Annotated in this window: 33 protein-coding genes; 31 read left to right on the top strand and 2 right to left on the bottom strand. The window is 44.9% G+C overall.

Annotated elements, in window-relative coordinates; genetic code table 11:
• The first annotated feature begins 20 nt into the window (after positions 1-20).
• The 31 genes from tuf (at position 21) to MNY66_RS15010 (ending at position 16524) form a co-directional block, all read left to right on the top strand.
• Entirely contained in the window at positions 21-1205 is a 1185-nt protein-coding gene (gene tuf / locus MNY66_RS15160) for an elongation factor Tu (protein WP_241501149.1), read from the top strand.
• A gap of 820 nt (positions 1206-2025) precedes the next feature.
• Positions 2026-2337: a 30S ribosomal protein S10 gene (rpsJ, locus tag MNY66_RS15155; protein WP_001181005.1), complete on the top strand. Its 312-nt coding sequence runs from the start codon at positions 2026-2028 to the stop codon at positions 2335-2337.
• A 29-nt stretch (positions 2338-2366) separates the two neighbouring features.
• A complete protein-coding gene (gene rplC, locus MNY66_RS15150) occupies positions 2367-2996 on the top strand; it encodes a 50S ribosomal protein L3 (protein ID WP_047254595.1) in 630 nt (209 codons plus the stop codon).
• A 16-nt stretch (positions 2997-3012) separates the two neighbouring features.
• Positions 3013-3618 (top strand): 50S ribosomal protein L4, encoded by a 606-nt coding sequence (gene rplD, locus MNY66_RS15145; RefSeq protein WP_047254594.1) that lies wholly within the window; start codon positions 3013-3015, stop codon positions 3616-3618.
• On the top strand, positions 3615-3917 hold the full coding sequence (gene rplW, locus MNY66_RS15140; RefSeq protein WP_008913881.1) for a 50S ribosomal protein L23: 303 nt from the start codon (positions 3615-3617) through the stop codon (positions 3915-3917). Before rplD ends, rplW begins: the two co-directional genes overlap by 4 nt.
• A gap of 19 nt (positions 3918-3936) precedes the next feature.
• Positions 3937-4761: a 50S ribosomal protein L2 gene (rplB, locus tag MNY66_RS15135; protein WP_047254593.1), complete on the top strand. Its 825-nt coding sequence runs from the start codon at positions 3937-3939 to the stop codon at positions 4759-4761.
• Between the two features lie 14 nt (positions 4762-4775).
• The gene (gene rpsS, locus MNY66_RS15130) at positions 4776-5054 is read left to right on the top strand and encodes a 30S ribosomal protein S19 (RefSeq protein ID WP_026823176.1); all 279 of its coding nucleotides are present in this window, start codon (positions 4776-4778) and stop codon (positions 5052-5054) included.
• Between the two features lie 14 nt (positions 5055-5068).
• Positions 5069-5401: a 50S ribosomal protein L22 gene (rplV, locus tag MNY66_RS15125; protein ID WP_047254592.1), complete on the top strand. Its 333-nt coding sequence runs from the start codon at positions 5069-5071 to the stop codon at positions 5399-5401.
• A gap of 17 nt (positions 5402-5418) precedes the next feature.
• Positions 5419-6120: a 30S ribosomal protein S3 gene (gene rpsC, locus MNY66_RS15120; RefSeq protein ID WP_047254591.1), complete on the top strand. Its 702-nt coding sequence runs from the start codon at positions 5419-5421 to the stop codon at positions 6118-6120.
• Between the two features lie 12 nt (positions 6121-6132).
• On the top strand, positions 6133-6543 hold the full coding sequence (gene rplP / locus MNY66_RS15115) for a 50S ribosomal protein L16 (protein ID WP_047254590.1): 411 nt from the start codon (positions 6133-6135) through the stop codon (positions 6541-6543).
• Positions 6543-6734, top strand: a complete 192-nt coding sequence (rpmC, locus tag MNY66_RS15110) for a 50S ribosomal protein L29 (protein WP_000644742.1) — start codon at positions 6543-6545, stop codon at positions 6732-6734. The genes rplP and rpmC overlap by 1 nt, the downstream gene beginning before the upstream one ends.
• Positions 6734-6988, top strand: coding sequence for a 30S ribosomal protein S17 (gene rpsQ, locus MNY66_RS15105; RefSeq protein ID WP_047254589.1), 255 nt, complete (start codon positions 6734-6736; stop codon positions 6986-6988). Before rpmC ends, rpsQ begins: the two co-directional genes overlap by 1 nt.
• A 175-nt stretch (positions 6989-7163) precedes the next feature.
• Positions 7164-7535 carry a 50S ribosomal protein L14 gene (gene rplN / locus MNY66_RS15100; protein ID WP_047254588.1) on the top strand — a complete coding sequence of 124 codons (372 nt, stop codon included), beginning with the start codon at positions 7164-7166 and terminating at the stop codon, positions 7533-7535.
• A gap of 10 nt (positions 7536-7545) precedes the next feature.
• Positions 7546-7860: a 50S ribosomal protein L24 gene (gene rplX, locus MNY66_RS15095; protein WP_047254587.1), complete on the top strand. Its 315-nt coding sequence runs from the start codon at positions 7546-7548 to the stop codon at positions 7858-7860.
• A 15-nt stretch (positions 7861-7875) separates the two neighbouring features.
• Positions 7876-8415 carry a 50S ribosomal protein L5 gene (gene rplE, locus MNY66_RS15090; RefSeq protein ID WP_047254586.1) on the top strand — a complete coding sequence of 180 codons (540 nt, stop codon included), beginning with the start codon at positions 7876-7878 and terminating at the stop codon, positions 8413-8415.
• A 12-nt stretch (positions 8416-8427) separates the two neighbouring features.
• On the top strand, positions 8428-8733 hold the full coding sequence (rpsN, locus tag MNY66_RS15085) for a 30S ribosomal protein S14 (protein ID WP_047254585.1): 306 nt from the start codon (positions 8428-8430) through the stop codon (positions 8731-8733).
• Positions 8734-8765: 32 nt separating this feature from the next.
• On the top strand, positions 8766-9158 hold the full coding sequence (gene rpsH, locus MNY66_RS15080) for a 30S ribosomal protein S8 (RefSeq protein ID WP_047254584.1): 393 nt from the start codon (positions 8766-8768) through the stop codon (positions 9156-9158).
• Between the two features lie 14 nt (positions 9159-9172).
• A complete protein-coding gene (gene rplF, locus MNY66_RS15075) occupies positions 9173-9706 on the top strand; it encodes a 50S ribosomal protein L6 (protein WP_047254583.1) in 534 nt (177 codons plus the stop codon).
• A 9-nt stretch (positions 9707-9715) separates the two neighbouring features.
• On the top strand, positions 9716-10069 hold the full coding sequence (gene rplR / locus MNY66_RS15070; protein ID WP_047254582.1) for a 50S ribosomal protein L18: 354 nt from the start codon (positions 9716-9718) through the stop codon (positions 10067-10069).
• Between the two features lie 14 nt (positions 10070-10083).
• Positions 10084-10584: a 30S ribosomal protein S5 gene (gene rpsE / locus MNY66_RS15065; protein ID WP_047254581.1), complete on the top strand. Its 501-nt coding sequence runs from the start codon at positions 10084-10086 to the stop codon at positions 10582-10584.
• A gap of 6 nt (positions 10585-10590) precedes the next feature.
• Positions 10591-10770 (top strand): 50S ribosomal protein L30, encoded by a 180-nt coding sequence (gene rpmD / locus MNY66_RS15060; RefSeq protein ID WP_047254580.1) that lies wholly within the window; start codon positions 10591-10593, stop codon positions 10768-10770.
• Between the two features lie 3 nt (positions 10771-10773).
• Entirely contained in the window at positions 10774-11208 is a 435-nt protein-coding gene (gene rplO / locus MNY66_RS15055) for a 50S ribosomal protein L15 (RefSeq protein ID WP_047254579.1), read from the top strand.
• A 7-nt stretch (positions 11209-11215) separates the two neighbouring features.
• Complete coding sequence (gene secY / locus MNY66_RS15050) at positions 11216-12541, top strand: preprotein translocase subunit SecY (protein ID WP_047254578.1); 1326 nt, start codon at positions 11216-11218, stop codon at positions 12539-12541.
• 50 nt (positions 12542-12591) lie between these two features.
• On the top strand, positions 12592-12708 hold the full coding sequence (rpmJ, locus tag MNY66_RS15045) for a 50S ribosomal protein L36 (RefSeq protein WP_004265484.1): 117 nt from the start codon (positions 12592-12594) through the stop codon (positions 12706-12708).
• Between the two features lie 147 nt (positions 12709-12855).
• On the top strand, positions 12856-13212 hold the full coding sequence (rpsM, locus tag MNY66_RS15040; protein WP_047254577.1) for a 30S ribosomal protein S13: 357 nt from the start codon (positions 12856-12858) through the stop codon (positions 13210-13212).
• Positions 13213-13228: 16 nt separating this feature from the next.
• A complete protein-coding gene (gene rpsK, locus MNY66_RS15035; protein ID WP_004388621.1) occupies positions 13229-13618 on the top strand; it encodes a 30S ribosomal protein S11 in 390 nt (129 codons plus the stop codon).
• A 34-nt stretch (positions 13619-13652) separates the two neighbouring features.
• A complete protein-coding gene (rpsD, locus tag MNY66_RS15030) occupies positions 13653-14273 on the top strand; it encodes a 30S ribosomal protein S4 (protein ID WP_047254576.1) in 621 nt (206 codons plus the stop codon).
• Positions 14274-14298: 25 nt separating this feature from the next.
• Positions 14299-15288, top strand: a complete 990-nt coding sequence (locus MNY66_RS15025; RefSeq protein ID WP_047254575.1) for a DNA-directed RNA polymerase subunit alpha — start codon at positions 14299-14301, stop codon at positions 15286-15288.
• 37 nt (positions 15289-15325) lie between these two features.
• On the top strand, positions 15326-15712 hold the full coding sequence (rplQ, locus tag MNY66_RS15020) for a 50S ribosomal protein L17 (RefSeq protein WP_047254574.1): 387 nt from the start codon (positions 15326-15328) through the stop codon (positions 15710-15712).
• A gap of 146 nt (positions 15713-15858) precedes the next feature.
• Positions 15859-16272: a Zn(2+)-responsive transcriptional regulator gene (gene zntR, locus MNY66_RS15015; protein WP_047254573.1), complete on the top strand. Its 414-nt coding sequence runs from the start codon at positions 15859-15861 to the stop codon at positions 16270-16272.
• Between the two features lie 51 nt (positions 16273-16323).
• A complete protein-coding gene (locus tag MNY66_RS15010; RefSeq protein ID WP_047254572.1) occupies positions 16324-16524 on the top strand; it encodes an alternative ribosome-rescue factor A in 201 nt (66 codons plus the stop codon).
• A 5-nt stretch (positions 16525-16529) separates the two neighbouring features.
• Here MNY66_RS15010 and mscL read toward each other — a convergent pair whose 3' ends face one another.
• Both mscL and trkA read right to left on the bottom strand, forming a co-directional pair.
• Positions 16530-16940, bottom strand: a complete 411-nt coding sequence (mscL, locus tag MNY66_RS15005; protein WP_047254571.1) for a large-conductance mechanosensitive channel protein MscL — start codon at positions 16938-16940, stop codon at positions 16530-16532.
• Positions 16941-17043: 103 nt separating this feature from the next.
• Positions 17044-18420 (bottom strand): Trk system potassium transporter TrkA, encoded by a 1377-nt coding sequence (trkA, locus tag MNY66_RS15000; protein ID WP_047254570.1) that lies wholly within the window; start codon positions 18418-18420, stop codon positions 17044-17046.
• Between the last annotated feature and the right edge of the window lie 45 nt (positions 18421-18465).

Raw genomic sequence — 18465 nt, 5'->3', positions numbered from 1 at the left:
TGTCTTAGAGGGACAATCTAATGTCTAAAGAAAAATTTGAACGTTCAAAACCGCACGTTAACGTTGGTACAATCGGCCACGTTGACCATGGTAAAACAACTCTGACTGCAGCTATCTCAACTGTATTAGCTAAAACCTACGGCGGTAACGCTCGTGCATTCGATCAAATCGATAACGCACCAGAAGAGAAAGCACGTGGTATCACCATCTCTACTTCTCACGTAGAATACGATACTCCGTCACGCCACTATGCACACGTAGACTGCCCAGGACACGCCGATTATGTTAAAAACATGATCACCGGTGCTGCTCAGATGGACGGTGCAATTCTGGTTGTTGCTGCGACTGATGGCCCTATGCCACAGACTCGTGAGCACATCCTGTTAGGTCGTCAGGTTGGCGTTCCATACATCATCGTTTTCCTGAACAAATGTGACATGGTAGACGACGAAGAGCTGTTAGAACTGGTTGAAATGGAAGTACGTGAGCTGCTGTCTCAGTACGATTTCCCAGGCGATGACACTCCAGTAATCCGTGGTTCAGCGCTGAAAGCACTGGAAGGCGAAGCTGAGTGGGAAGCTAAAATTGTTGAACTGGCAGAAGCACTGGATTCTTATATCCCAGAACCAGAGCGTGACATTGATAAGCCATTCCTGTTACCAATCGAAGACGTATTCTCAATCTCAGGCCGTGGTACAGTTGTTACTGGTCGTGTTGAGCGTGGTATCGTTAAAGTTGGTGAAGAAGTTGAAATCGTTGGTATCAAAGATACCGTGAAAACAACTTGTACTGGCGTTGAAATGTTCCGTAAACTGCTGGACGAAGGCCGTGCTGGTGAGAACGTTGGTGTTCTGCTGCGTGGTACTAAGCGTGATGATATCGAACGTGGTCAAGTCTTGGCTAAACCAGGTTCAATCACTCCACATACAACTTTCGAATCAGAAGTTTATATCCTGAGCAAAGATGAAGGTGGCCGTCATACTCCATTCTTCAAAGGTTACCGTCCACAGTTCTACTTCCGTACAACTGACGTAACCGGTACTATCGAACTGCCAGAAGGCGTTGAGATGGTAATGCCAGGTGATAACATCCAAATGATCGTTACCCTGATCCACCCAATCGCAATGGACGCAGGTCTGCGTTTTGCGATCCGTGAAGGTGGCCGTACTGTAGGTGCGGGTGTTGTTGCTAGCATCATCAAGTAATAGCATTTAGTTAGATTTAAAAAAGAGGCGTTTACGCCTCTTTTTTTATCTGTTAACACGACTATATTGAAAAATAATAGTTAGAATTTTTACTTTTCTATTGATGTTGCTAAAAATCAGCGAGAATATTAAGTTCCCAGTTCCCAGTTCCCAGTTCCCAGTTCCCAGTTCCCAGTTCCCAGTTCCCAGTTCCCAGTTCCCAGTTTCTAGTTATCCCGCTTTTAACTCCCATTCCTCTCTCGTTATTTATTACGTAATTTTATCTTTCTGATATCTGGTTTTTGGTTTCAGTATTTAGATTCACTATTGATTTTTCTCATTTTTAAAATTTAATGAATATTTTCCACCCAAATTTTGAAGAGTTTTCAGGTTTTTTAATTAGTAAATAGTCATCTTATTTGCATAATTTCGATAGAGATATAACATAAGAGAGATGATTTATTCTATGAGATATAACTTTATTGATAGCATAGTCGATAAAAAATAACCGTTTTAACGTTACGATTAGCAAAGTAACTAAAAGTGCATAATTATTTATGAATTAAAAAATTAACAATAAATAGACACGAATATTATTGAACATATTTTCCTCGGCGGCTTGCACTCAAACAAAAAACACGTATAATACGCGGGCTTGCTGATTAGATAATTTTGATTTATTCAGATATTAGCATTCAGCATTGAGTCAGCGATTTGCTACTCATTTAGACAATACTCCCGATTTGGGGGTTACATAAAGAACGATTACACTCTCCCATCAATCGAAATGGGTACGAGGAGTAATCATTTTACGTTTATAAATAGTTGGAGCTCTGGTCTCATGCAGAACCAAAGAATCCGTATCCGCCTGAAAGCCTTTGATCATCGTTTAATCGATCAATCAACTGCGGAAATCGTCGAGACTGCAAAGCGCACTGGTGCGCAAGTCCGTGGTCCGATCCCGCTGCCGACTCGTAAAGAGCGTTTTACCGTTCTGATCTCTCCGCACGTTAATAAAGATGCGCGTGATCAGTACGAAATTCGTACTCACAAGCGTCTGGTTGACATCGTTGAGCCAACCGAGAAAACCGTTGATGCTCTGATGCGTCTGGATCTGGCTGCCGGTGTTGACGTGCAGATCAGCCTGGGTTAATCAGGTCGAACGATTGAGAGGTTGAAACAATGATTGGTTTAGTCGGTAAGAAAGTGGGAATGACTCGTATCTTCACTGAAGATGGTGTCTCTATCCCTGTAACTGTTATCGAAATTGAAAATAACCACGTTACTCAGGTTAAAACTGCAGAAACTGATGGTTATCATGCAATTCAGGTTACTACTGGTAGCAAAAAAGCTAACCGTGTAACTAAACCTGAAGCAGGTCATTTCGCTAAAGCTGGCGTTGAAGCTGGCCGTATCCTGCGTGAATTCCGTTTGGATGACACAGCTGAATACTCAGTAGGTCAAAGCATTAGCGTTGAAATTTTCGCTGACGTTAAAAAAGTCGACGTTACTGGTACATCTAAAGGTAAAGGTTTTGCTGGTACAGTAAAACGTTGGAACTTCCGTACCCAAGATGCTACTCACGGTAACTCCTTGTCTCACCGTGTTCCGGGTTCTATTGGTCAAAACCAGACTCCGGGCCGTGTGTTTAAAGGCAAGAAAATGGCAGGTCAATTAGGTAACGAACGTGTAACTGTTCAGAGCCTAGATGTTGTGCGTGTAGACGCAGAACGTAACCTGCTGCTGGTCAAAGGTGCTGTTCCAGGTGCAACTGGTAGCAACTTGATCGTAAAACCAGCTGTTAAGGCTTAACGTCGAGGAGATAGGAATGGAATTGGTAATGAAAGACGCGCAAAGCGCGCTGACTGTTTCCGAAACTACCTTCGGGCGTGATTTCAATGAAGCGCTTGTGCATCAAGTAGTTGTTGCGTATGCAGCTGGTGCTCGTCAAGGTACACGTGCTCAGAAAACTCGTGCTGAAGTTTCTGGTTCAGGCAAAAAACCGTGGCGTCAAAAAGGTACTGGCCGTGCGCGTGCTGGTTCTGTTAAGAGCCCAATCTGGCGCTCTGGTGGTGTAACTTTTGCAGCGAAGCCACAGGACCACAGTCAAAAAGTTAATAAGAAGATGTACCGTGGAGCTTTAAAAAGCATCCTATCTGAATTGGTACGTCAAGATCGTCTGATCGTTGTCGAGAAGTTCTCTGTTGAAGCACCTAAAACTAAGTTGCTGGCACAGAAACTGAAAGATATGGCTCTGGAAGACGTGCTGATCATCACCGGTGAAGTTGACGAGAATTTATTCCTCGCAGCTCGCAACCTGTATAAGGTTGACGTCCGTGATGCCGCTGGTATCGATCCAGTTAGCCTGATCGCCTTCGACAAAGTGGTTATGACTGCTGAAGCTGTGAAGCAAGTTGAGGAGATGCTGGCATGATCCGTGAAGAACGTCTGCTAAAAGTACTGCGCGCGCCGCATGTATCTGAAAAAGCTTCTACAGCGATGGAAAAAACAAATACCATCGTTCTCAAAGTTGCGAAAGACGCGACTAAAGCAGAAATTAAAGCTGCTGTGCAGAAACTGTTTGAAGTCGAAGTTGAAGGTGTTAACACTTTGCTGGTTAAAGGCAAAACTAAACGCCACGGTCAGCGTTTTGGTCGTCGTAGCGACTGGAAAAAAGCTTACGTAACCCTGAAGGAAGGCCAAAATTTGGACTTCATCGGTGGTGCTGAGTAAGTCGGAGGAGTAAAGAACAATGGCAATTGTTAAATGTAAACCTACGTCTCCGGGCCGTCGCCACGTAGTTAAAGTGGTTAACCCAGAGCTGCATAAGGGTAAGCCTTATGCTCCGTTGCTAGAAAAAAGCAGCAAATCCGGTGGTCGTAACAACAATGGTCGTATTACCACTCGTCACATTGGTGGTGGCCATAAGCAACATTATCGTTTAGTTGACTTTAAACGCAACAAAGATGGTATTGCTGCAGTTGTTGAGCGTTTGGAATATGATCCAAACCGTTCAGCGAATATCGCACTGGTTCTATATAAAGACGGTGAACGTCGTTATATTTTGGCACCAAAAGGCCTGAAAGCAGGTGATCAAATCCAATCTGGAGTTGATGCTGCAATTAAAGCTGGTAATGCGTTGCCAATGCGTAACATCCCAGTTGGTTCAACTGTGCATAACATTGAACTGAAACCTGGTAAAGGTGGACAACTGGCTCGTTCAGCAGGTACATACGCTCAAATCGTTGCTCGTGACGGTGCTTATGTTACTCTGCGTCTGCGTTCTGGTGAAATGCGTAAAGTTCTGGCTGATTGCCGTGCAACTTTAGGTGAAGTTGGTAATGCTGAGCATATGCTGCGCGTACTAGGTAAAGCTGGTGCAAGCCGCTGGCGTGGTATTCGTCCTACCGTTCGTGGTACGGCGATGAACCCAGTAGACCATCCACATGGTGGTGGTGAAGGTCGTAACTTTGGTAAACACCCTGTAACACCTTGGGGCGTTCAGACTAAAGGTAAGAAGACCCGTAGCAACAAGCGTACCGATCAATATATCGTACGTCACCGTTCTAAAAAATAATTAGAGGATAAACCATGCCACGTTCTCTCAAGAAAGGTCCATTTATAGACCTGCACTTGCTGAAGAAGGTAGAGAAAGCGGTGGAAAGCGGCGACAAGAAGCCTCTCAAGACTTGGTCCCGTCGTTCAACGATCTTTCCTAACATGATCGGTTTGACCATCGCTGTCCATAATGGTCGTCAGCACGTTCCTGTTTATGTCACCGACGAAATGGTTGGTCATAAATTGGGCGAGTTCGCACCGACTCGTACTTATCGCGGCCACGCGGCTGATAAGAAAGCTAAAAAACGTTAAGGTAGGAGGAAGAGATGGAAACTATCGCTATGCATCGCCACGCTCGTTCTTCTGCCCAGAAGGTACGCCTAGTGGCTGACCTGATCCGCGGTAAGAAAGTGTCGCAAGCTCTGGAAATTCTGGCTTATACCAACAAGAAAGCTGCTGGTTTAGTTAAGAAAGTACTTGAGTCTGCTATTGCTAACGCAGAGCAAAACGATGGCGCTGACATTGATGACCTGAAAGTGACAAAGATTTTTGTCGATGAAGGTCCAACCATGAAACGCATCATGCCTCGTGCGAAAGGCCGTGCAGATCGTATTCTTAAGCGCACCAGCCACATTACTGTGGTTGTGTCCGATCGCTGAGACTCTGGAGACTAGCAATGGGTCAGAAAGTACATCCTAATGGTATTCGCCTGGGTATTGTCAAACCTTGGAACTCTACTTGGTATGCGAATACTAAAGAATTCGCTGACAACCTAGACAGCGATTTTAAAGTTCGCCAGTACTTGACCAAAGAACTGGCTAAAGCGTCAATTTCACGTATCGTGATCGAACGTCCTGCAAAAAGCATCCGTGTGACTATTCACACTGCTCGCCCAGGTATTGTTATCGGTAAGAAAGGTGAAGACGTTGAAAAACTGCGTAAAAACGTAGCGAAAATCGCTGGCGTTCCTGCGCAGATTAATATTGCCGAAGTCCGTAAACCGGAACTGGACGCTAAATTGGTTGCTGACAGCATCACTTCACAGCTGGAACGTCGTGTTATGTTCCGTCGTGCTATGAAGCGTGCAGTACAGAACGCAATGCGTCTTGGCGCTAAAGGTATTAAAGTTGAAGTTAGCGGTCGTTTAGGCGGCGCTGAAATCGCTCGTACTGAGTGGTATCGTGAAGGCCGTGTGCCTCTGCACACATTACGTGCTGACATCGATTATAATACAGCTGAAGCGCACACCACTTACGGTGTACTCGGCGTTAAGGTATGGATCTTCAAAGGTGAGATTCTGGGTGGTATGGCTGCTGTTGAACAGGCGGAAAAACCGGCTGCGCAACCTAAAAAGCAGCAGCGTAAAGGCCGCAAGTAAGGAGAGTCGCTGATGTTACAACCAAAGCGTACGAAATTCCGCAAAGTGCACAAAGGCCGCAACCGTGGTCTGGCAGCTGGCGCGGATGTTAGCTTCGGCACTTTCGGTCTTAAAGCTGTTGGCCGTGGTCGTCTGACTGCACGTCAGATCGAAGCGGCACGTCGTGCTATGACCCGTGCAGTTAAGCGTCAAGGTAAAATCTGGATCCGTGTATTCCCAGATAAACCAATCACAGAAAAGCCACTCGAAGTGCGTATGGGTAAAGGTAAAGGTAACGTAGAGTATTGGGTTGCCTTGATTCAGCCTGGTAAAGTCCTGTATGAAATGGACGGTGTTTCTGAAGAGCTGGCTCGTGAAGCATTCAAGCTGGCAGCAGCGAAACTGCCTATCAAAACCACCTTTGTAACTAAGACGGTGATGTAATGAAAGCTAAAGAGCTGCGCGAAAAAAGCGTTGAAGAGCTGAACACTGAGCTGCTGAACCTGTTACGCGAACAATTTAATCTGCGTATGCAGGCAGCAAGTGGCCAGCTACAACAGTCTCACCTGTTGAAACAAGTGCGTCGTGATGTAGCACGTGTTAAGACTTTATTGACTGAGAAGGCGGGTGCGTAATGACCGATAAAATCCGTACTCTGCAAGGTCGTGTTGTTAGTGACAAAATGGAGAAATCTATTGTCGTTGCTATTGAACGTATGGTGAAACACCCTCTGTATGGTAAGTTCATCCGTCGTACGACCAAATTGCACGTACATGACGAGAACAATGAATGTGGAATCGGCGACGTCGTAGAAATTCGTCAGACCCGTCCACTGTCCAAAACTAAGTCTTGGGCATTAGTTCGAGTTGTAGAAAAAGCGATTCTGTAATAGGATAGGCTTTCTCGATAAATAAACGGCTCTATTTTGTTCGAGCCGTTTATTTTTTCTGTCCATATGGTTGTTGTGGTGTTATAATGCCGCGCCCTCGTAATATGGGTATATTGAACGGCCTCTTCATCCTGAAGCAGGCTCAGTAGTAGTTGACATTTAGCGGAGCACTAAAATGATCCAAGAACAGACTATGCTGAACGTGGCCGACAACTCCGGTGCACGTCGCGTAATGTGTATCAAGGTTCTAGGTGGATCGCACCGTCGCTACGCAGATGTAGGTGACGTCATCAAAATTACCGTGAAAGAAGCAATTCCACGCGGTAAAGTTAAAAAAGGTGATGTCCTGAAAGCGGTAGTGGTGCGCACCAAGAAGGGTGTTCGTCGCCCTGACGGTTCTGTCATTCGCTTCGATGGCAATGCTTGTGTGTTGTTAAACAACACCAGCGAGCAAGTTATCGGTACGCGTATTTTTGGGCCGGTAACTCGTGAACTTCGTAACGAGAAGTTTATGAAAATTATCTCATTGGCACCAGAAGTACTCTAAGGAGCGGACAATGGCAGCGAAAATCCGTCGTGATGACGAAGTTGTCGTGCTAACCGGGAAAGACAAAGGTAAGCGCGGTAAAGTAAAACAGGTCCTTTCTTCTAGTAAAGTTATTGTTGAAGGTATCAACCTGGTTAAAAAACATCAGAAGCCAGTTCCTGCTCTGAGTCAACCAGGTGGCATCGTTGAAAAAGAAGCTGCAATTCAAGTTTCTAACGTTGCAATCTTCAACACGGCTACTGGCAAGGCTGACCGTGTAGGTTTTAGATTCGAAGACGGCAAAAAAGTCCGTTTCTTCAAGTCTAACAGCGAAACTATCAAGTAATTTTTGGAGTATACGATGGCGAAACTGCATGATTACTACAAAGACGAGGTAGTCCAACAACTGATGACTCAGTTTGGCTACAATTCTGTCATGCAAGTCCCTCGGGTCGAGAAGATCACCCTGAACATGGGTGTTGGTGAAGCAATTGCTGACAAAAAACTGCTGGATAACGCAGCAGCTGATTTAACAGCAATCTCAGGTCAAAAACCTTTGATCACCAAAGCACGCAAATCTGTTGCAGGCTTCAAAATCCGTCAGGGCTATCCGATCGGCTGTAAAGTGACCCTGCGTGGCGAACGTATGTGGGAGTTCCTTGAACGTCTGATTTCTATTGCTGTTCCACGTATTCGAGATTTCCGTGGTTTATCCGCTAAATCTTTCGATGGACGCGGTAACTACAGCATGGGCGTGCGTGAACAAATCATCTTCCCTGAAGTCGATTATGACAAAGTGGATCGTGTTCGTGGTTTAGATATTACTATCACCACAACCGCGAAATCAGATGACGAAGGTCGCGCATTGTTAGCTGCGTTTAACTTCCCGTTCCGTAAGTAAGGCAGGGTACTCATGGCTAAGAAATCTATGAAAGCACGTGATGTTAAACGTGCAAATCTAGCTGAGAAATTCTTCGCAAAACGCGTTGAACTGAAAGCTATCATCTCTGATGTTAATTCATCAGCTGAAGATCGTTGGAACGCTGTTCTCAAGCTGCAAACACTGCCACGTGATTCAAGTCCTTCTCGTCAGCGTAACCGCTGTCGTCAAACTGGGCGTCCGCACGGTTTTCTGCGGAAATTTGGTCTGAGCCGTATTAAAGTCCGTGAAGCCGCTATGCGCGGTGAAATCCCGGGCCTTAAAAAGGCTAGTTGGTAATATCACCATTTGAATCACGGGAGTAAAGACAGATGAGCATGCAAGATCCCATCGCGGATATGCTGACCCGTATCCGTAACGGTCAGGCCGCGAATAAAGTTGCGGTCACCATGCCTTCCTCCAAGCTGAAAGTGGCGATTGCCAAAGTGCTGAAGGAAGAAGGTTATATTGAAGATTTTAAAATCGAAGGCGACACTAAGCCTGAATTGGAAGTTACTCTGAAGTACTTCCAAGGTAAGTCTGTAGTTGAAAGCATTCAGCGTATTAGCCGTCCAAGTCTGCGCATCTATAAGAAAAAAGATGAGCTGCCACAAGTTATGGCTGGTTTAGGTATTGCTGTTGTTTCTACTTCTAAAGGTGTCATGACTGATCGTGCAGCTCGCCAAGCTGGTCTTGGTGGCGAGATTATCTGCTACGTAGCATAATTCGGGAGGAAAGAATGTCTCGTGTGGCAAAAGCACCCGTCGTCATTCCTGCCGGCGTAGAGGTAAAACTCAACGGTCAGGTTATTTCGATTAAGGGTAAAAACGGCGAGCTTACTCGTACTATCCATAAAGCTGTCGAAGTTAAACATGAAGACAACCATGTAACTTTCGCACCTCGCGATGGTTTTGCTGACGCATGGGCTCAAGCAGGAACTACACGTTCTCTGGTGAACTCAATGGTTGTTGGTGTTACCGAAGGCTTCAGTAAGAAGCTTCAACTGGTTGGTGTTGGTTACCGTGCAGCAATCAAAGGCAATGCAGTTAGCTTGTCTTTAGGTTTCTCGCATCCGGTTGAGCATGCATTGCCAGCAGGCATCACTGCAGAATGTCCAACACAAACTGAAATCGTACTGAAAGGTGCTGATAAGCAGGTGATTGGTCAGATCGCGGCAGAATTGCGTGCTTACCGTCGTCCTGAGCCTTATAAAGGTAAGGGTGTTCGTTACGCCGATGAAATCGTGCGTATCAAAGAGGCTAAGAAGAAGTAAGGTAACACTATGGATAAGAAAGCAGCTCGTATCCGTCGTGCGACCCGCGCACGCCGCAAGATCCAAGAGTTGGGTGCGACTCGCCTGGTGGTACACCGTACCCCTCGCCATATCTATGCGCAGGTTATCGCACCGAACGGTTCTGACACTTTGGTAGCAGCTTCTACAATTGAAAAAGCTATCATTGAGCAAGTGAAATACACTGGAAACAAAGATGCAGCAGCAGCAGTTGGTAAAGCAATCGCTGAACGTGCACTGGAAAAAGGCATCAAAGTTGTTGCTTTTGACCGCTCTGGTTTCCAATATCATGGTAGAGTCCAGGCACTGGCAGATGCTGCCCGTGAAGCTGGCCTTCAGTTCTAAGGTAGAGGTGTAAGATGTCTCACATCGAGAAACAAGCTGGCGAACTGCAGGAAAAGCTGATCGCGGTAAACCGCGTAGCAAAAACCGTTAAAGGTGGCCGTATTTTCAGCTTTACAGCACTGACTGTAGTTGGTGATGGTAATGGTCGCGTTGGTTTTGGCTACGGCAAAGCACGCGAAGTTCCGGCAGCAATCCAGAAAGCGATGGAAAAAGCCCGTCGCAGTATGACAACCGTTGCATTAAACAACGGCACATTATTCCACCCAGTGAAAGGTGCGCACACCGGATCTCGCGTGTTCATGCAACCAGCTCACGAAGGTACCGGTATTATTGCCGGTGGTGCAATGCGTGCTGTGCTTGAAGTTGCGGGTGTTCGTAACGTACTGGCTAAAACCTATGGTTCCACGAACCCAATTAACGTTGTTCGTGCAACACTGGACGCTTTAGACAGCATGAAGTCTCCAGAAATGGTCGCAGCTAAGCGTGGTAAATCCGTCGAAGAAATTCTGGGGTAAGAAACCATGGCTAAGACTATTAAAATTACACAAGTTCGCAGTTCAATCGGCCGTTTGCCTAAACACAAGGCAACTCTGATCGGTTTAGGCCTGCGTCGTATTGGTCACACAGTAGAGCGCGAGGATACTCCTGCTGTACGTGGTATGATCAACTTGGTTTCCTACATGCTAAAAGTTGAGGAGTAACAGATGCGTTTAAATACTCTGTCTCCGGCTGAAGGTGCTAAGCACGCGCCTAAACGCGTAGGTCGTGGTATCGGTTCTGGCCTGGGTAAAACCGCTGGTCGTGGTCACAAAGGTCAGAACTCACGTTCTGGTGGTGGCGTACGTCGTGGTTTTGAAGGTGGCCAGATGCCTTTATATCGTCGTTTGCCAAAATTTGGCTTCACTTCACGCAAAGCTATGATCACTGCAGAGATTCGTCTGTCTGATTTTGCTTCTGTTGAAGGCGATGTTATTGATCTGAACGCACTTAAAGCCGCTAATGTAGTTGGCATTCAGATTGAATTCGCGAAAGTGATTCTGTCTGGCGAAGTTAATCGTGCAGTTACTGTACGTGGCCTTCGTGTTACTAAAGGCGCTCGCGCTGCAATTGAAGCTGCTGGCGGTAAAATTGAGGAATAAGTGACAGATGGCGAAACAACCAGGATTAGATTTTCAAAGTGCCAAGGGCGGCGTTGGTGAACTAAAACGCAGACTTTTGTTTGTTATTGGGGCGCTGATCGTTTTCCGAATTGGCTCTTTTATTCCTATCCCTGGTATTGATGCCACTGTGCTTGCCAAATTGCTCGAACAGCAACAAGGCACCATCATTGACATGTTTAACATGTTCTCTGGTGGTGCTCTTAGCCGTGCGTCTATCTTTGCTTTGGGTATTATGCCGTATATTTCGGCCTCTATCATTATCCAGTTATTGACGGTGGTTAATCCTCGTCTAGCAGAGATTAAGAAGGAAGGGGAAGCAGGACGTCGAAAAATTAGTCAGTACACCCGTTGGGGTACTCTCGTATTAGCAATTTTCCAATCTATCGGTATTGCTATGGGATTACCTAATATGCCGGGTATGCAAGGACTAGTTATTGATCCAGGTTTACCGTTCTACTTTACGGCTGTTGTCAGTTTAGTCACTGGGACAATGTTCCTGATGTGGCTAGGTGAACAGATAACTGAACGAGGTATCGGTAACGGTATTTCAATCATTATCTTCGCCGGTATTGTTGCAGGTCTTCCACCTGCGATTGGCAGTACCATCGAGCAAGCTCGGCAAGGCGATCTGCACTTCCTCCTGTTGCTGTTGATTGCAGTGTTAGTGTTCGCGGTTACTTTCTTTGTTGTTTTCATGGAACGTGGTCAACGTCGTATCGTCGTAAACTACGCTAAACGTCAACAAGGACGCCGTGTTTATGCGGCACAAAGTACACATTTACCGTTGAAAGTGAATATGGCGGGTGTAATTCCTGCAATTTTTGCTTCCAGTATTATACTATTCCCGGGTACAATAGCCTCTTGGTTCGGTGATGGGACAGGTTGGGATTGGCTGACTACGATTTCTATGTATTTACAGCCCGGTCAACCGCTCTATGTGTTACTTTATGCAACTGCTATCATATTCTTCTGTTTCTTCTATACGGCGTTGGTTTTCAACCCAAGAGAGACGGCAGATAACCTGAAGAAGTCCGGTGCATTTGTACCAGGAATTCGTCCGGGAGAGCAAACGGCCAAGTACATTGATAAAGTAATGACTCGCCTAACATTAGTTGGTGCGCTGTATATTACTTTCATCTGCCTAATCCCGGAGTTCATGCGTGATGCAATGAAAGTACCATTTTACTTTGGCGGTACTTCACTATTAATCGTAGTTGTTGTCATCATGGACTTTATGGCTCAAGTGCAAACTCTGATGATGTCAAGTCAGTACGAGTCTGCATTGAAGAAAGCAAATCTCAAAGGTAAGTAATCATTTATTGTGATGGTTACGGTTTGCTTGAGAAGTTACGGAGAGTAAAAATGAAAGTTCGTGCTTCCGTCAAGAAATTATGCCGTAACTGCAAAATTATCCGTCGCAATGGTAGCGTTCGTGTGATTTGCAGTGTTGAGCCAAGACATAAACAACGTCAAGGCTAAGAAAAAGCATTTTTTTCTTGCAAAGTTGGGTTGAGCTGGCTAAATTAGCCAGCCAATCTTTTTATCAAGAAGATGTATCAATGTTTGAGTATCCTGAAAACGGGCTTTTCAGAACTTTGGTACAATACTTTATTCTAGGAGTGCATAGTGGCCCGTATAGCAGGCATTAACATTCCTGATCATAAACATACCGTAATCGCATTAACTTCGATCTACGGCATTGGTAAAACTCGCTCACAGGCTATCTGTGCATCAGCGGGGATTGCTGAGAATGTTAAGATCAGTGAGCTGTCTGAAGAACAAATCGACACGCTACGTGACGAAGTTGCCAAATATGTTGTCGAAGGTGACCTGCGTCGTGAAGTTACCCTGAGCATCAAGCGTCTTATGGACCTTGCTTGCTATCGTGGTTTACGTCATCGTCGTGGTCTTCCGGTGCGCGGTCAGCGTACTAAGACTAATGCTCGTACCCGCAAGGGTCCGCGTAAGCCGATCAAGAAATAGTCGGGGTATTTGAATAATGGCAAAAGCACCTGTTCGTGCACGTAAACGTGTAAGAAAACAAGTCTCAGACGGTGTGGCTCATATCCATGCCTCTTTTAACAACACAATCGTTACTATTACTGATCGTCAGGGTAACGCATTAGGTTGGGCAACTGCCGGTGGTTCCGGTTTCCGTGGTTCTCGTAAATCAACTCCGTTCGCAGCTCAAGTTGCAGCTGAACGCTGTGCTGAAGCGGTTAAAGAGTACGGAATTAAGAACCTGGAAGTTATGGTTAAAGGACCTGGTCCTGGCCGTGAGTCAACTATCCGTGCGTTAAACGCGGCTGGTTTCCGCATCACTAATATTACTGATGTGACTCCGATTCCTCATAACGGTTGTCGACCACCGAAAAAACGCCGCGTTTAATACGTATCGTTTTTAGGATTGCTGGAGAGAGAAAATGGCAAGATATTTGGGTCCTAAGCTCAAGCTGAGCCGTCGCGAGGGTACCGACTTATTCCTTAAGTCTGGTGTTCGCGCGATTGACACCAAGTGTAAATTAGAACAAGCACCAGGCCAGCACGGCGCGCGTAAACCGCGTCTGTCTGACTACGGTGTGCAGTTACGTGAAAAACAAAAAGTTCGTCGTATGTTCGGTGTTCTGGAACGTCAATTCCGTAACTATTATAAAGAAGCAACTCGTCTGAAAGGCAACACAGGTGAAAACCTGCTGACTCTGCTGGAAGGTCGTTTAGATAACGTAGTTTACCGTATGGGCTTTGGCGCAACTCGCGCAGAAGCACGTCAAATGGTTAGCCATAAAGCGATCATGGTAAACGGTCACGTTGTCAACATCGCTTCTTATCAGGTTTCCCCGAATGACGTTATCAGCGTTCGTGAAAAAGCAAAAAAACAGTCTCGTATTAAGGCTGCTTTAGAGCTGGCTGAACAGCGTGAAAAGCCAACTTGGCTGGAAGTTGATGCTGCGAAAATGGAAGGTGTGTTCAAACGTATCCCTGAACGTACTGACCTATCTGCTGACATTAACGAACACCTGATCGTCGAGCTTTACTCTAAGTAAAGCTTAGCACCAAAGAGAGGACACAATGCAGGGTTCTGTGACAGAGTTTCTAAAACCGCGCCTGGTAGATATCGAGCAAATCAGTTCGACGCACGCCAAGGTGACCCTTGAACCATTAGAGCGTGGCTTCGGTCATACTCTTGGTAACGCACTGCGCCGTATTCTGCTTTCGTCTATGCCGGGTTGTGCGGTGACTGAGGTTGAGATTGATGGTGTACTGCATGAGTACAGCACCAAAGAAGGTGTACAGGAAGACATCCTGGAGATTCTCCTCAACCTGAAAGGGCTGGCGGTAAGAGTTCAGGGCAAAGATGAAGTTATTCTTACCTTGAATAAGTCTGGCATTGGCCCTGTGACTGCAGCCGACATCATCCATGATGGTGATGTCGAAATCGTCAAGCCTCAGCACATCATCTGCCATTTAACTGACGAAAGCGCTTCTATTAGTATGCGTATTAAAGTTCAGCGTGGTCGTGGATATGTGCCGGCTTCTACCCGAATTCATTCGGAAGAAGATGAGCGCCCTATCGGTCGTTTATTAGTTGATGCGTGTTATAGCCCAGTAGAGCGTATAGCCTACAATGTGGAAGCAGCACGTGTTGAACAACGTACTGATTTGGATAAGCTAGTTATTGAAATGGAAACTAACGGTACAATCGATCCTGAAGAGGCGATTCGTCGTGCAGCGACCATTCTGGCTGAACAACTTGAAGCTTTTGTTGATTTACGTGATGTACGTCAACCAGAAGTTAAGGAAGAGAAACCAGAATTCGATCCTATCTTATTGCGCCCAGTTGACGATCTGGAATTGACTGTCCGCTCTGCTAACTGCCTTAAAGCAGAAGCTATCCACTACATCGGTGATCTGGTGCAGCGTACTGAAGTTGAGTTGCTTAAAACGCCTAATCTTGGTAAGAAATCTCTTACTGAAATTAAGGATGTCTTGGCATCTCGTGGACTGTCTCTAGGCATGCGCCTAGAAAACTGGCCACCGGCAAGTATCGCTGACGAATAAGGTCACAGGTTAAGGTTTTACTGAGAAGGATAAGGTCATGCGCCATCGTAAGAGTGGTCGTCAATTGAACCGCAACAGCAGCCACCGCCAAGCTATGTTCCGTAACATGGCAGGTTCTTTAGTTCGTCATGAAATCATCAAGACGACTTTGCCAAAAGCGAAAGAACTGCGTCGCGTCGTTGAGCCGCTGATTACTCTTGCCAAGACCGACAGCGTAGCTAATCGTCGTCTGGCATTCGCCCGTACTCGTGATAACGAGATCGTGGCAAAATTATTTAATGAACTGGGACCTCGTTTTGCGAGCCGTGCCGGTGGTTACACTCGCATTCTTAAGTGTGGCTTCCGTACCGGTGATAACGCGCCGATGGCCTACATCGAGCTCGTTGATCGTGCCGTTGAGTCTCAGGAAGTAGTAGCAGAGTAATCTGTGTACTGACAAAGAAACCGGGTATTTACCCGGTTTTTTTGTATTTAAAATCTAGTCTTAATTCATTTCTATTTTTCAGTCTTTTTTATCCATTTTATTTGTTATTATCTTTTTCACCCTCATATCATGTACGGGAGTGATTTATGTACAAAATTGGACAATTAGCCAAGTTAGCTAATGTAACCCCTGATACTATTCGCTTCTATGAAAAACAGGGGCTTATGGGGCATCAAATTCGAACTGAAGGTGGATACCGATTATTCACCGAACAAGATTTACAACGATTGCGTTTTATTCGTTATGCTAAACAGCTAGGATTCACCTTAGAAACAATCACGGAATTGCTATCTATTCGTGTAGATCCAGCGCATCATACTTGCCAAGAATCAAAGCAAATTGTTGATGAACGACTAGCTGACGTTGAGTCAAAGATTCAAGAATTGACGATTATGCGCGATTCATTAAAAATGTTGAGCGCCGCGTGTTGTGGCGATGAACATGCAACGACTTACTGTTCCATTCTAGAAACCCTGGAGAAAGGCGCAGCGAGTAAGTAAAGTTATAGAATTATATTTATAGAATAGTAGAAACATTAAGAGGACGTAGCCATGTCAAAATATCAGCACCAAAAAGGGATTATCCAGAATAATGCGCTTGAAGCATTGTTACATGACCCATTATTTAAACAGAGAATTGAGAAAAACAAGAAAGGAAAAGGAAGCTATCAAAGAAAAACAAAATATTCTAAGGCGGGTAACTGGGAGGCCAGTGGTAATGGTTTTATCAATCTATTACCACTGGCTTTCTAAATTTATTATTTTTTATTCTGCTCTTTCAGTAAATCACGAATCTCACTTAATAACAGTTCTTCTTTTGAAGGTGCTGGCGGTGCAGAAGGCGCTTCTTCTTTTTCACGGCGCATTTTGTTCATTAATTTGATGGCGCTGAAAATAGCCAATGCAACAATAACAAAATCAAAAACAGATTGAATGAATACACCGTAATTTAATACAACTGCTGGTATTTCACCGTGTGCAGCTCGTAGTATTACGCTGAATTGTTTGAAATCGACACCACCTATCAATAAACCAAGTGGTGGCATAATGACATCGGCAACTAGTGAGGACACTATTTTACCGAAAGCAGCACCGATAATTACACCCACCGCCATATCAACAACATTGCCCTTCATGGCAAATTCACGAAACTCTTTTAAAAAACTCATAGTATCCTCATTAAATAAAATGTTACAAAAAATTTACTAAACTATTAAATTATAAGCTCATCGTGCAATTAGCCGCAAATTATTCCTTTAGCTTTTAATCTTTTTATAAAAAGAATGGACTTGGTTGGAATAATTTCTCTACATCAGGGACATACTTTTTATCAGTAATAAACATAATTACGTGATCTCCTTGTTCTATCAAATGATAGTCACTTGCGATGATGACTTCATCTTCCCTAACAATAGCGCCAATAATCGTGCCGGGGGGAAGTTTGATATCTGATAGCTTTTTACCCACCACTTTAGAGGTGTTTTCATCACCATGGGCAATGGCTTCGATAGCTTCAGCGACGCCTCGGCGTAATGATGAAACGCTGACAATATCGGCTTTTCTTACATGGCCTAATAAAGCTGAAATTGTCGCTTGCTGTGGTGAAATGGCGATATCAATTACTCCACCTTGTACTAATTCTACATACGCAGAACGTTGTATTAGTACCATCGCTTTTTTAGCCCCCATCTTTTTGGCTAGCATGGCGGACATAATATTGGCTTCATCGTCATTGGTTAACGCAATAAACACATCCATTTGCTCGATATGTTCTTCTGCAAGTAACTCTTGATCAGAGGCATCCCCATAGAACACGACTGTATCATGCAGTAATTCAGCTAATTCAGTCGCTCTGCGTTGATCTCGTTCGATTAATTTTACGCTATAGTCTTTTTCTAAACGCTTAGCTAATCCTGCACCGACATTACCGCCACCGACAATCATCATTCGTTTGTACGGTTTTTCTAATCGTTGCAGTTCACTCATTACTGCGCGAATATGTTGAGATGCAGCAACGAAAAACACTTCATCTCCAGCTTCAATAATCGTCGAGCCCTGTGGTCTAATCGGCCTATCCTGACGAAAAATAGCCACGACACGGGTGTCGATATGTGGCATATGTTCTCGCAAACTGGATAACGCATTGCCGACAAGCGAGCCACCATAGTATGCTTTTACTGCGACAATACTGACTTTTCCCTCGGCAAAATTAACTACTTGCAGCGCTCCAGGGTATTGAATGAGCTTATAAATATAGTCAATAACTAGCTGTTCTGGAGAGATGAGATAATCGATAGGAATATGTTCAGGTAAAAATAATTTATCAGCTTCTCGAATATATTCAGTTGCTCTGATACGAGCAATTTTATTCGGCGTATTAAAAAGAGAATAAGCTATTTGGCATGCGACCATATTGGTTTCATCAGAATTGGTAACAGCAATTAGCATATCTGCATCTTCAGCTCCTGCATCTCTTAATACTCTAGGATGAGAGCCATGTCCATTAACCACGCGCAGATCAAATTGATCTTGTAATTGGCGTAACCGATCGGCTGAAGTATCGACGACGGTGATATCGTTATTTTCATCGACTAAGTTTTCAGCAAGTGTTCCACCGACTTGCCCAGCCCCAAGAATAATGATCTTCATACCATATTCCTATCTCTAGTTATTCTCTGATAACAATACATTTAT

The sequence above is a fragment of the Moellerella wisconsensis genome, assembly GCF_022592395.1.
In the GTDB taxonomy this organism is placed as follows: Bacteria; Pseudomonadota; Gammaproteobacteria; order Enterobacterales; family Enterobacteriaceae; genus Moellerella; species Moellerella wisconsensis.
The sequence above is the reverse complement of the archived record's forward strand: the minus strand, read 5'-3'. Positions and strand labels throughout refer to the sequence as shown.